The sequence below is a fragment of the Chryseobacterium sp. genome, assembly GCF_019236175.1.
Classification (GTDB): Bacteria; Bacteroidota; Bacteroidia; order Flavobacteriales; family Weeksellaceae; genus Chryseobacterium.
This window is the reverse complement of sequence record NZ_JAFAJM010000004.1, coordinates 141,293-153,583: the sequence shown is the minus strand read 5'-3', so window position 1 is coordinate 153,583 and position 12,291 is coordinate 141,293. Positions and strand designations below refer to the sequence as shown.

The 12,291-nt window shown below is 37.1% G+C and carries 11 protein-coding genes; 9 read left to right on the top strand and 2 right to left on the bottom strand.

Going from position 1 to position 12,291, the window contains the following annotated elements:
• Positions 1-32 precede the first annotated feature (32 nt).
• From JO178_RS03325 to guaA, 7 genes are all read left to right on the top strand, one after another.
• Complete coding sequence (locus JO178_RS03325; RefSeq protein ID WP_291931580.1) at positions 33-761, top strand: pirin family protein; 729 nt, start codon at positions 33-35, stop codon at positions 759-761.
• 88 nt (positions 762-849) lie between these two features.
• Positions 850-1,401, top strand: coding sequence for an NAD(P)H-dependent oxidoreductase (locus JO178_RS03320; RefSeq protein ID WP_291931577.1), 552 nt, complete (start codon positions 850-852; stop codon positions 1,399-1,401).
• 278 nt (positions 1,402-1,679) lie between these two features.
• Positions 1,680-2,672: a phosphoribosylformylglycinamidine cyclo-ligase gene (purM, locus tag JO178_RS03315; RefSeq protein ID WP_291931574.1), complete on the top strand. Its 993-nt coding sequence runs from the start codon at positions 1,680-1,682 to the stop codon at positions 2,670-2,672.
• A gap of 64 nt (positions 2,673-2,736) precedes the next feature.
• Positions 2,737-3,300, top strand: coding sequence for a phosphoribosylglycinamide formyltransferase (gene purN, locus JO178_RS03310; RefSeq protein ID WP_291931571.1), 564 nt, complete (start codon positions 2,737-2,739; stop codon positions 3,298-3,300).
• A 97-nt stretch (positions 3,301-3,397) separates the two neighbouring features.
• Entirely contained in the window at positions 3,398-4,915 is a 1,518-nt protein-coding gene (gene purH / locus JO178_RS03305) for a bifunctional phosphoribosylaminoimidazolecarboxamide formyltransferase/IMP cyclohydrolase (RefSeq protein WP_291931568.1), read from the top strand.
• Between the two features lie 119 nt (positions 4,916-5,034).
• Positions 5,035-6,273 (top strand): phosphoribosylamine--glycine ligase, encoded by a 1,239-nt coding sequence (gene purD / locus JO178_RS03300; protein WP_291931565.1) that lies wholly within the window; start codon positions 5,035-5,037, stop codon positions 6,271-6,273.
• A 173-nt stretch (positions 6,274-6,446) separates the two neighbouring features.
• A complete protein-coding gene (guaA, locus tag JO178_RS03295) occupies positions 6,447-7,976 on the top strand; it encodes a glutamine-hydrolyzing GMP synthase (protein ID WP_291931562.1) in 1,530 nt (509 codons plus the stop codon).
• A gap of 73 nt (positions 7,977-8,049) precedes the next feature.
• Here guaA and JO178_RS03290 read toward each other — a convergent pair whose 3' ends face one another.
• Complete coding sequence (locus JO178_RS03290; RefSeq protein ID WP_291931559.1) at positions 8,050-8,403, bottom strand: hypothetical protein; 354 nt, start codon at positions 8,401-8,403, stop codon at positions 8,050-8,052.
• 113 nt (positions 8,404-8,516) lie between these two features.
• Between JO178_RS03290 and JO178_RS03285 the strand changes: the two genes are divergently transcribed.
• Complete coding sequence (locus tag JO178_RS03285) at positions 8,517-10,019, top strand: bifunctional GNAT family N-acetyltransferase/carbon-nitrogen hydrolase family protein (protein ID WP_291931556.1); 1,503 nt, start codon at positions 8,517-8,519, stop codon at positions 10,017-10,019.
• 137 nt (positions 10,020-10,156) lie between these two features.
• On the opposite strand, the gene JO178_RS03280 is transcribed toward JO178_RS03285, so the two are convergent.
• Positions 10,157-10,336: a hypothetical protein gene (locus tag JO178_RS03280; protein ID WP_291931554.1), complete on the bottom strand. Its 180-nt coding sequence runs from the start codon at positions 10,334-10,336 to the stop codon at positions 10,157-10,159.
• 272 nt (positions 10,337-10,608) lie between these two features.
• Here JO178_RS03280 and JO178_RS03275 point away from each other — a divergent pair, with 272 nt between their 5' ends.
• Entirely contained in the window at positions 10,609-12,258 is a 1,650-nt protein-coding gene (locus tag JO178_RS03275) for an AarF/UbiB family protein (protein WP_291931553.1), read from the top strand.
• The last annotated feature ends 33 nt before the right edge of the window (positions 12,259-12,291 follow it).

The following is a 12,291-nucleotide window of genomic DNA, read 5'->3' as shown; positions in this document are numbered from 1 at the left end:
CCGTACATTTGTACCATAAAATAATCACAGAAATGAAAACAGTATATCATAAAGCAGATTCAAGAGGCCATGCCAACCACGGATGGTTAAATTCTTACCACACATTCAGTTTTGCGAACTATCAGAACAGAGACAGAACGAATTTTGGTGTTTTAAGAGTATTGAATGATGACACCGTTTCACAGGGAATGGGATTCGGAACACACCCTCATAGAGATATGGAAATTATATCTATTCCTTTGGAGGGAGATCTGGAGCATAAAGATTCCATGGGAACTACAGCCGTGATCAGAAAAGGAGAAATTCAGGTGATGAGTGCAGGAACGGGAGTGAAACACAGTGAGTACAATAAAAATAAAGATGAAGAGGTGAAATTTCTACAGATCTGGGTTTTTCCAAGAGAACTGGATGTAGAACCCAGATATGATCAGAAAAGTATCAAAGACGGAGAAAAAATCAATGGATTCCAGCAAATCTTATCACCGGATAAAAATGATGACGGAGTCTGGATTCATCAGGATGCATGGTTCAATTTAGCCAACTTCAAAAAAGGAAACGGTAAAAATTATATGCTGCACAAAAAAGAAAACGGAGTCTATGCATTTGTTTTAAAAGGAAGTGCTAAAGTGGGAGACCGTGTTTTAAATGAAAGAGACGGATTGGGAATCTGGGATACACAAAGTTTTAATATAGAAGCTGCAGAAGACACTGAAATATTATTAATGGAAGTCCCTATGGAATTGCCATCTTATCTTAAATAAAAAACTAAATTTGTAACCTTAAAAATAGAATGAAATGATCAGGACCTGAGACGGAAATGAAGGTTTCATGAATAAAAAATATCTACATATGAAAATTTTAGCAATAGCAGGGAGTAACTCAGAAACTTCTATGAATAAACAACTGGTAGCTTATGCAGCAACATTATTTGAAAATGCAGAAATAGACGTTATCGATTTAAATCCTTATGAAATGCCAATCTATAAGCATGAAAGAGAACTGGCAGGTGGAGTTCCTCAGCAAGCACATGATTTTGCAGCAAAAATTGACGGGGCAAACGTGTTGTTGGTTTCTTTGGGAGAACATAACGGAACCTATTCTACTGCATTTAAAAATGTGTTCGACTGGGTATCAAGAATCAAGGACAGAACCGTATGGAATGAAGTGCCAATGTTATTGATGTCTACATCTCCGGGAGGCAGAGGCGGAGCCGGAGTTTTGGAAGCCGCATCTAAGCGTTTCCCTTTCCACGGAGGAAATGTGGTAGAAACTTTCTCACTTCCTTTCTTCAATGATAACTTTGATAAAGCTGAACAAAAAATTTCTAACGAAGAGAAAAACAGCGAATTAAAGGAGAAAATTAAGAAGATTGCAGCCATTGAAACAATCCTTGAAAAATAGAATTTGAATATTCATTTAAAATTACTATTTTTGCAAAAAGAAAAGAGATGAAAATTCAGACCTCCTATAAACAATGTTTTTCTCATAAAGGGAAAATTGTGGGCTCTGAAATTCTGAGATAAAATAACGGCCGATAATCTGAAAAGATTGTCGGCTTTTTTGTTTTCTAAATCGAATATAAAAAGTAAAAATATAAAAGATAAAAAGATGCCAGACGGCAGATACTAGACTCAAATAATCTGAAATCTGAAATCCAATATCTAAAAATCTAAGCAGACATGAGCAACACTTACAAATCAGCAGGAGTAGACAAAGAAGAAGGATACAAAACGGTTGACAAGATCAAGAAAGCGGTCGGAGAAACCCACAATGCCAATGTATTGAACCATTTGGGAAGTTTTGGTGCTTTCTATGAAATCGGGGGATACAAAAATCCGGTTCTTGTTTCAGGAACAGATGGAGTAGGAACAAAATTGAAAGTAGCTTTAGACACTAAGAAATACGACTCTATCGGTATCGACTGTTTCGCAATGTGTGCCAACGATATCCTTTGTCACGGAGCAAAACCTTTATTCTTCTTAGATTACTTAGCTTGTGGAAAACTGGACTCTGAAATTGCCGCAGAAATCGTTTTAGGAATGGTAAATGCTTGTAAAGATAACAACTGTGCATTGATCGGCGGAGAAACTGCTGAAATGCCGGGAATGTATCAGCCGGGAGATTATGATGTTGCAGGATTCTGTGTAGGAATCGTAGAAAAAGATCAAATTATTGACGGAACTAAAATTAAAGCAGGAAATAAAATTATTGCATTACCAAGCTCAGGATTCCACTCAAACGGGTTCTCTTTAGTAAGAAAGGTATTCCCGAACTTCGAAGAAGAGTTTGAAGGAAAGCCTTTATATGAAACTCTTTTAGTTCCTACAAGACTCTATTATAAAGACATTCATAAAGTATTAGAAGAAGTAAAAGTAAGTGGTATTGCTCACATTACAGGAGGCGGTCTTTATGAAAACGTTCCGAGAATTATACCTGAAGGACTTTGTGCTTCTATAGACGCTGCAAAAGTAAGAATCCCTAGCGTTATGCTTGAACTGGAGAAAAGAGGTGGCGTAGCACGTGAAGAAATGTTCGGAACATTCAATATGGGTGTAGGTATGGTAATCGTAGTAGACGCCGAACATGCTGAAAAAGTATTACACCTTTTAGATGATGCTTACGAAATCGGAGAAATTACTGAAGGAGCAGAGAAAATCGATTTGAAATTTTAAATGACATCAGATTTCAGATACCAGACGTTATTAAGTCTGTAATCTGATATCTACCATCTGAATAATGAAAAACATTGTTGTACTCGTATCCGGTTCAGGAACCAATCTGCAGAGAATTATTGATACCATTGAAGCAGGAGAAATCCAGAATGCAAAAGTAAATTTGGTAGTCGCTGACAGAGAATGCTTCGGGCTGGAAAGAGCAAAGAATCACAATATAGAAACCCTACTGATTCCGAGAGGAAAAAACTTCAGCAGTGAACTGGCGAAAGTAATTCCGCAAAATACAGACCTTATTGTATTGGCAGGATTCTTATCTATTTTAAAATCTGAGTTTTGTGAAAACTGGAACGGTAAAATTATTAATATTCATCCTGCGTTACTTCCAAAATTCGGCGGAAAAGGAATGTGGGGAATGAACGTTCATAATGCTGTTATTGAAGCTCAAGAAACGGAAAGCGGGGCAACAGTACATTTTGTAACTCCCGGTATTGATGAAGGAGAAGCTATTCTTCAGAAATCTTTTGAAGTAACAGCTGATGATACTGCTGAAACATTAGCCCGGAAAGTTCACCAGATTGAATATGAGATATTTCCACTAGCGATCAATAAGGTCCTGGGAAACTGATATAAAAAAAATCTAAGTAAAATAAAAAGTAAATTCGGAGGTGAAAGACCCGGATACAGTTTGAAATAGCTGTGAAAAGTAAAAAATTGAAAGTAAAATGAGTAAAAAGAGAGTTTTAATCAGTGTTTCTGACAAAAGTGGATTAATTGAATTCGCACAGTTTTTGGAGGCCCAGAATTATGAGCTGATCTCCACAGGAGGCACGTTCAAACATTTGAAAGACGCTGGTTTAAATCCCATTCAGATTGATGAGGTAACCGATTTCCCTGAAATGCTGGACGGACGAGTGAAAACGTTACACCCGAAAGTTCATGGAGGATTATTGGCTGTTCGTAACAACGAAGAGCATATGAAAACCGTTCAGGAACACGGAATTGGTCTGATTGACATGGTTATCGTAAACCTTTATCCTTTCTTTGAAAATGTGAACAAAAACATTTCTCTTCATGAAAAGGTAGAGTTTATCGATATCGGAGGTCCTTCAATGCTACGTTCTGCAGCCAAAAACTTTGATTCTGTAACGGTAATTACCGATGTGGAAGACTATACAATAGTGAAGCTGGAAATGGAGCAGAATGGTGACACTTACATTGAAACACGTAAAAAGCTTGCAGGAAAAGTATTTAACCTTACTTCAGCTTATGACGCCGCTATTTCAAGAATGCTTTTAGATGAGGAATATCCCACCTATTTAAATGCGTCTTATAAAAAAGTGTCTGATTTAAGATACGGTGAAAACCCTCATCAGACGGCAGCTTATTATGTTTCTACTTTCGAGAACGGTGCAATGAAAGATTTCGAACAGCTTGGCGGTAAAGAGCTTTCTTTCAACAACCTCCGTGATATGGATCTTTGCTGGAAAGTAGTCACTGAATTCAAAGAAGAAATGGCCTGTTGCGCCGTGAAACACTCAACACCTTGCGGGGTTGCGATCGGAACTTCAGCATTGCAAACTTACCAGAAAACATTTGAATGTGATCCGGTTTCTATCTTTGGCGGAATTGTTGCAATGAATTATAAAATTGATGCTGCAACAGCTGAAGAATTAAACAAAACATTCCTTGAGATTGTAATGGCTCCGGAGTTCGATGAAGAAGCACTGGAAGTTTTAAGAAAAAAGAAAAACTTAAGAATCATCAAAATCGTGAATCCTGTTTCTGATAAACAAACCTGGGTGAAAGTGGATGGTGGTATCTTGGTTCAGGATAATGATACTCATTTCTCTGATGATATCAGGGTGGTTACAGAAGTACAGCCTACAGAAGAGCAGAAAAAAGCATTGCTTTTCTCTCAGAGAGTCGTGAAATATGTGAAGTCAAATGCTATTGTTGTTTCCAACGGGATCCAGGCTTTCGGAATCGGAGGCGGACAGGTAAACAGAATTTGGGCTACACAACAGGCTATTGAAAGAGCTAAAGAAAAATTCACAGGAGATTTAGTATTGGCTTCTGATGCATTTTTCCCTTTCCGTGATGTAGTAGATTTCTGCGCTCAGGAAGGTATCACAGCAATTATTCAGCCTGGAGGAAGTGTGAAAGATCAGGACAGTATAGAAGCTGCCAATGAACACAATATCCCAATGATGTTTACAGGAGTGAGACACTTTTTTCACTAATTCAATAGAATTAATAAATTAAACGATTAAGAAATTAGTATTCTCTAAATTCCTAAATCACTTAATTTCTTGATTGGAAAATTATATATTTGTAAATTAGACTAGATAATAAATAAAGTATGAGAATATTAATCATAGGTGAAGGCGGTAGAGAATCTGCTTTAGCTGCAAAGCTTCAGAATGACCCTAGAATTTCTAAAATGTTTTTTGCTAACGGAAATGCTACTACCGATGTAATAGGGAAAAATGTTCATTTATCAGAAATCAAAGAACTTAGAGATTTCGCTATTAAAGAAAAAGTTGATTTAACGATTGTAGGTCCTGAAGCCCCTCTTGTAGCTGGTTTGAAGGATGAGTTTAAGCAACATGATCTTAAAGTTTTCGGTCCTACTCAAAAAGTAGCAAGCCTGGAAGGAAGTAAGGCTTTCTCTAAGAAATTTATGCAGACCTATGATATCAAAACAGCAAAAGCTGTCGTATTTGATTCATATAATGAAGCTATAGAATATGTGCAAAAACAACAGTTTCCTTTAGTAATCAAGGCAAGTGGTTTAGCGGGTGGAAAAGGAGTGGTAATTTGCGACAACCTGGAAGAGGCTGAAGCAACCATCCATGATTTCATGATCAGAAGAATTTATGGCGATGCAGGGATCCGTCTGGTTATCGAAGAATATTTACAGGGATTTGAAGCATCTATTATTGCTTTCTCAAATGGTGATAAACTTTTCCCTTGTATTGCTGCTAAAGATTATAAAAAAGCAGGAAACGGAGATTCCGGACCTAACACCGGAGGAATGGGGTCTGTAGCACCAAGCCCTGAATTTACACAGGAGCATTATGCAGATTTTGAAAAAAATATTTTAGAGCCTACAGTGAAAGGGCTTAAAGCAGAAGGTTTCGGATTTAAAGGAATTATTTTCTTCGGATTAATGGTGACGAAAAACGGAGCTTATCTTCTTGAATATAACATGAGATTCGGAGATCCTGAAACTCAGGTGCTGATGGCTCTTATGGAAAACAATCTTCTTGATGTTATTCAGGATTGTATGGAAGGAAAAGATATAGAACTTACATTTAAAGACGAAAAAGCAGTTTGTCTTGTTATGTGTTCGGGAGGCTATCCTAGAAACTTCGAAACAGGTTTCGAAATTGTAGGCGAAGACAAATTAAAATACAGTAAACTATTATATGCCGGCGCTGTAAGAAAAGGAGACAAAGTGGTTTCCAACGGCGGTAGAGTTCTGAATGTTGTAGCTACAGGAGCTACTTATGAAGAAGCCCGCAAGAAAGTTTACGAAGATGCAGGACATGTACATTTCGATTACGGCTTCTACAGAGAAGACATCGGAAAGTTTTAATAAATCACGAAAAAAGATTTGGAGTCATTCCAAGTCTTTTTTTGTAAAACAGTTAAGTAAGCAAAAGGCCTTAGGCTAGAGGCTGTAAGCATATTGTAATATAAAAAAGCTTACTGCTTAAAGCTTATCGCTTGAAGCTTTTAAATTAATCATCATTTATCAATCATTACAAAATGAACAACGGTATTATTATTTTAGATTTCGGATCCCAGTACAACCAGCTTATCGGAAGAAGAATCCGTGAGATGGGAGTGTATTCTGAAATCTTACCTTTCAATACACCATTACAAGATATTATAGCAAAACAGCCAAAAGGTATCATTCTTTCAGGAGGACCAAGCTCTGTCAACGCAGAAAATGCTCACCTGGTTGAAAAAGAATTATACGAGCAGGGAGTTCCTGTACTGGGAATTTGCTATGGAATGCAGATGACAGCTCACCTTTTAGGAGGAAAAGTAAACAAAGGAGAAAAAGGAGAATACGGAAAGGCTAATCTTGAGATCGTTAAAGAAAGCTCTTTATTAAAAGGAGTAACTCAGAATTCTGTAGTCTGGATGAGCCACTTTGATGAAGTAGGAGAATTGCCGGCAGGTTTTGAATTAAATGCAAAATCAGGAGTAATTGCTTCTATTTCCAATGAAGATAAAAAAATCTTCTGTGTTCAGTTCCACCCGGAAGTTTCTCATACTGAAGAAGGCGGTAAAATGCTTGAAAACTTCGTATTTGGAATCTGTAACTCGGAGAAAAACTGGAAGCTGACGAACTATATTGAAAAAACAGTTGAGGAAATCCGTGAGAAAGTAGGAGACAACAAAGTAATCCTTGGTCTTTCAGGAGGTGTTGACTCATCTGTAGCAGCAGTTTTAATCCACAAAGCTATTGGTGATCAGTTGACTTGTATCTTCGTAGATACAGGATTATTGAGAAAGGATGAAGGTAAAAAAGTAATGGATCAGTATGGAGAGCATTTCCATATGAATATTAAGATGGTAGATGCCAAAGAAAGATTCCTTTCAAAATTGGCCGGAGTAGACGATCCTGAAGCAAAAAGAAAAATCATCGGAAACGAATTTATCCACGTATTCGATGAAGAATCTCATAAAATTGAAGGCGCTAAATTTTTAGCTCAGGGAACCATCTATCCTGACGTTATCGAAAGCCAGTCTGTTAACGGGCCATCAGCAGTAATCAAGTCCCACCACAACGTTGGAGGACTTCCTGAAGATATGGAATTCGAGTTATTAGAGCCGTTAAGAGAGCTTTTCAAAGACGAAGTAAGAAGAGTAGGAGAAGAATTGGGAATCCCTCACCATTTGGTATACAGACACCCTTTCCCTGGTCCCGGATTAGGAATCAGAGTATTGGGAGCGGTAGATGCTGAAAAAGTAAGAATCCTTCAGGAGGCAGATGATATCTTCATTGAAGAATTATACAAAAATGATCTTTACGAAAAAGTATCTCAGGCATTTGTAGTACTTCTTCCTGTAAAATCAGTAGGTGTAATGGGAGACGAAAGAACTTACGAATACACTGCGGTAGTTCGTTCTGCCAACACCATCGACTTTATGACGGCAACGTGGAGCAGACTTCCTTATGAGTTCTTAGATACTGTATCAAGCAGAATCATCAACGAAGTAAGAGGAATCAACAGAGTAGCTTACGACATTTCAAGCAAACCACCTGCAACGATTGAGTGGGAATAATTTCTGACTTGAATTTAAAATATAAATCCTGCCCGTTTTTTGGGTGGGATTTTTTATTGTTAAACCTTATCATTTACTCACAAGCATTATTGTGATCAATCAGTTTATTATTCTTAAAAGTGAATACTATAAAGCATTTGTCAGAATCTTTTTGAATGGAATGGTGACTGCATATGGATTGCACATAGTAAGTGAATGAAGTATGATTCCTATCCTGATTGATTTCATTGGGCTTTCCAAAGATGGTTTTGAATTTTTCAGTCGAGCTGTTTTCCAATGTATTCTCCAGAAGGAGTCTCTCTGCCATATCAAAATTTCTCTCTTGCAGGCAGCCTAAAGAATCTCTCATCCAGGTCGAGCTGTCTTCGGATAGGGTTACTTTTTGTTTTTCCGGTTTACTGCAACCTGTAAGAAATAAGCTGGCCATAAAAAATAGATTGAGCTTCATGGCTGTATTATATATTAAAAAAATAAATAGACGGATGTATCCATTGGTGTTGTTCAGGTAATTTTCACTAAATTTAAGTAAAATTACATCAAATGCAAATAGAAACAAGACCTCTGACGGTTCAGGATTATGATGAACTGGCAGAAACAATGAAAAGGGCATACCCACAGATGTCTGAATCCATATGGTCCAAAAAAAGTATTGAAAAACTGACGAAAATATTTCCGAACGGGCAGATCTGTATCACCGTAGATGATAAATTAGCCGCAGTAGCCCTTTCCATTATTGTGAATTATGAGGAATTCGGAGATGATCATACCTATAGTGATATTACCGGAAATTATACCTTCAATACCCATTCTTCCACCGGAAATGTGTTATACGGAATCGAAGTCTTTGTTGATCCGGAATACCGTGAATTGCGTCTCGGAAGAAGACTGTACGATGCCAGAAAAGAACTTTGTGAATTATTGAATCTGAAATCCATTGTTCTGGGTGGCAGAATCCCGAATTATCACAAATACAGTCATGAGGTTTCTCCGCGAGAATACATTAGAAAAGTCCGGGATAAGGAAATCTATGATCCGGTATTGTCTTTTCAGCTTTCCAATAATTTTCTTCCCATAAGAATCCTGAAAAAATATCTTCCCGAAGATGAGGCATCAAGAGAAAATGCAGTCCTCTTACAATGGAATAATATTTATTACAGCAAAAGACCCAATACAATGCAGGATAGTATCATCCGCCTAGGACTGGTCCAATGGCAGATGAGAACCTTTAAAGATATTGACGCTTTTTATGAACAGGTGGAGTTTTTTGTGAATGTAATGGGAGACTATAAATCAGATTTTGTATTATTCCCGGAACTTTTCAATACCCCTTTGCTGGCTCCTTTCAATAACCTTTCGGAAAGAGACAGTATGATCGAGCTATCGAAACTTACCGAAGAGATTAAAAATAAGATTTCCGAACTGGCCATCAGTTATAATGTCAATATTATTTCCGGAAGTATGCCCGTTTTTGAAAACAATGAATTGTACAACGTGAGCTACCTTCTTCACCGGGATGGTCGTATGGACGAATACCGAAAAATCCATATCACCCCGAATGAGAAGAGATATTACGGAATGAAAGGAGGAAATGAAATCAAAGTATTTGATACCGACTGCGGGAAAATAGGACTGGTGATCTGCTATGATGTGGAATTCCCTGAATTACCAAGGATTCTGGCAGATCAGGGCATGAAAATACTATTTGTACCTTACTTAACGGATACTCAGAATGCCTATATGAGAGTACGCCATTGTGCAGCAGCAAGAGCCATAGAGAATGAGTGTTATGTTGCCATTGCAGGATGTGTAGGAAATCTTCCGAAGGTCAATAATATGGATATCCAGTTTGGGCAGGCAGCCGTATTTACACCTTCAGATTTTGCTTTTCCGTCGAATGCCGTAAAAGGAGAAGCTACTCCGAATACTGAAATGACTTTAATTGTAGATGTAGATTTAAATTTATTGAAAGATCTGCACCATAATGGCTCGGTACAGGTGATGAAAGACAGAAGAAAAGACCTGTACGAAACCTATCTGAAATAGCATAATCATTAAAAAAATATAAAAGCCACCTCTCTCTGAGGTGGCTTCTCTATATCCGTTCTGCCTACTGAAAGACTTCAGTGTCATAAAAATCCTGAAATTCACAGGATTCAGACAGGGACTGTTTTCAGAATATTTTATATCGCATTTAACTGTGGGCAAACTACAGCAGGACAGATCAGTCTTGGACATCTCGGCCTTCCGTCTGTAGGGCAGCACTGGTTTGAGCAGTTTGGAATTTGAATGTCAATAAGACCGCTTCCTGCGATTCCTTTTAACTGCTCTCTTGATAATTTGTTGTTACGTAAATTTTTCATGTTGTAATACTTTTATAGGTTGGTTGTATTTGTACTTTGTAAATATAGAAAAATATGTTGGTTTTCTTATGTATAATAGTATTTTGTTGTTATTGTTGTTTTTAATGGTTTGAAATATTGATTATTTGATTTTTTTTTAAATAAATGTATGAAATGCTGTATTTGTATCAACTGAAGATCAGGATCAATATTGTTTGTACAGCCTTTGATTCAGAATAAAAATTCCATTAGGAACGGTTTTTGGAGTAAATTGCACCTACTATTGATATATTATGTTTGACAAACAGCAAAGAAAACTGAAAAGATCCGCCAGATTAATTTCCGTATTGAGCAAATATGGTTTTAAGGATATGCTGGCGAGAATGAACGGAGGAAATAAACAAGATGAAGCTTCCGCAAATTCTGATGAAATTATTTCAAAAGGTACCGTATACGAAAGAATAAGACTGGTTTTGGAAGAATTGGGACCTACCTTTGTAAAGCTTGGACAAACCTTCAGCAGCAGGGAAGATCTCCTGCCGCCGGAACTGATTCAGGAACTGCAGAAGCTGCAGGATAAAGTAGAAACCATAACAATGGATGTAGAGGAAATCCTGGAAACAGAATTTAGTATTTCCGTGAAAGATCATTTCCGTGAAATTCAGAAAGAGCCTTTAGCTACAGCCTCCATTGCTCAGGTATACAAAGCCGTATTAAATGATGGAAGCCCGGTTATTCTGAAGCTTCGAAAACCGGATGTACAATCTGTGATTGAAGATGATTTACTATTAATAAAAGACCTGGAACGTTTGGTCTCCGCTTATTCGGAAATAGGTGAAAAGCTTAATCTCAAACAGGCAATTTCTACTTTTGAAAGATCTTTACTGGAAGAAGTTTCCCTGCTTAACGAGAAAAATAATATCCAGCAGTTTCGTCTTAATTTTAAGAATAATAAAGAAACCTGTGTTCCTAAAGTATATGAAGAATTTTCAAACAACAATGTTCTTTGTATGGAGTTTATTGATGGAATCAAGGTGACAGATAAAACGGAACTTCTGGCCAATAATATTGATCCGGTAAAAGTTTCTGAAACCGGACTGAGACTTTTTGTATCACAGATTTTAGATTACGGCTTTTTTCATGCAGATCCCCATGCCGGAAATATTTTAGTGAAAAAAGACGGGAAAATTGTTTTCATTGATTTTGGAGCAGTAGGTAAAATTCAGCCTAATGATAAAGAAATTCTTGAGAATCTGATTGTCGCTTTTGTTGCAAAAAATACACATAAAATTGTTCGGTATCTCAAAAAAATGGCAGTAAGCTACGAAATTCCCGATGAGAGAAGGTTTGAAAATGATGTGGAAGATATCCTCAATTTTGTGCATAGCTCATCCCTGCGGGAAATTAATGTTCAGGTGATCATTAACAAAATGAAAGATATTTTAAAAGACAACAGGCTCTATATGCCCGATTATTTTTATCTTTTGTTTAAAGGAATAAGCCTGATAGAAGGAGTAGGAAGAAATATTAATCCGGACCTGGATATTGTTAAAAGTCTCCATCCTTATACCCGAAAAATCTTTACCAAAAAGATCAATCCGAAAAATCTCTTAAAAACAGGGATGGACAGGATGATGAATTTTACAGATAATGTAGATGAAATCCCCAAAGAACTTCGTTCCGTTCTTCAGAAACTGGATGAAAATAAATTTACCGTTTCCAGTGAAATTAAAAATATTGAAAAGACCAATCAGCTGATAAAATCAAGTGTTATCAATCTGGCTCTGGCAATGATTCTGGGAGCCAATATTATTGCAACATCTATCGTTTTTACTTCAGAAACCGGGCCCAGAATAGGGGAGCTTTCTCTGGTAGCCGTACTGGGATTTGTTTTTTCAGTCATTTTAGTTTTAATACTTTTGCTGAGACTGATGAGGAAATAATATATACCTCATATCCCGCCAACCGCAATTTTT

Coding starts and splice junctions, on each gene's coding strand:
- JO178_RS03290 (WP_291931559.1), bottom strand. CDS start 8,403: ATGGCCAGCTTATTTCTTACAGGTTGCAGTAAACCGGAAAAACAAAAA.
- purD (WP_291931565.1), top strand. CDS start 5,035: ATGAGAATATTAATCATAGGTGAAGGCGGTAGAGAATCTGCTTTAGCT.
- JO178_RS03325 (WP_291931580.1), top strand. CDS start 33: ATGAAAACAGTATATCATAAAGCAGATTCAAGAGGCCATGCCAACCAC.
- purH (WP_291931568.1), top strand. CDS start 3,398: ATGAGTAAAAAGAGAGTTTTAATCAGTGTTTCTGACAAAAGTGGATTA.
- guaA (WP_291931562.1), top strand. CDS start 6,447: ATGAACAACGGTATTATTATTTTAGATTTCGGATCCCAGTACAACCAG.
- JO178_RS03285 (WP_291931556.1), top strand. CDS start 8,517: ATGCAAATAGAAACAAGACCTCTGACGGTTCAGGATTATGATGAACTG.
- JO178_RS03275 (WP_291931553.1), top strand. CDS start 10,609: ATGTTTGACAAACAGCAAAGAAAACTGAAAAGATCCGCCAGATTAATT.
- purM (WP_291931574.1), top strand. CDS start 1,680: ATGAGCAACACTTACAAATCAGCAGGAGTAGACAAAGAAGAAGGATAC.
- JO178_RS03320 (WP_291931577.1), top strand. CDS start 850: ATGAAAATTTTAGCAATAGCAGGGAGTAACTCAGAAACTTCTATGAAT.
- purN (WP_291931571.1), top strand. CDS start 2,737: ATGAAAAACATTGTTGTACTCGTATCCGGTTCAGGAACCAATCTGCAG.
- JO178_RS03280 (WP_291931554.1), bottom strand. CDS start 10,336: ATGAAAAATTTACGTAACAACAAATTATCAAGAGAGCAGTTAAAAGGA.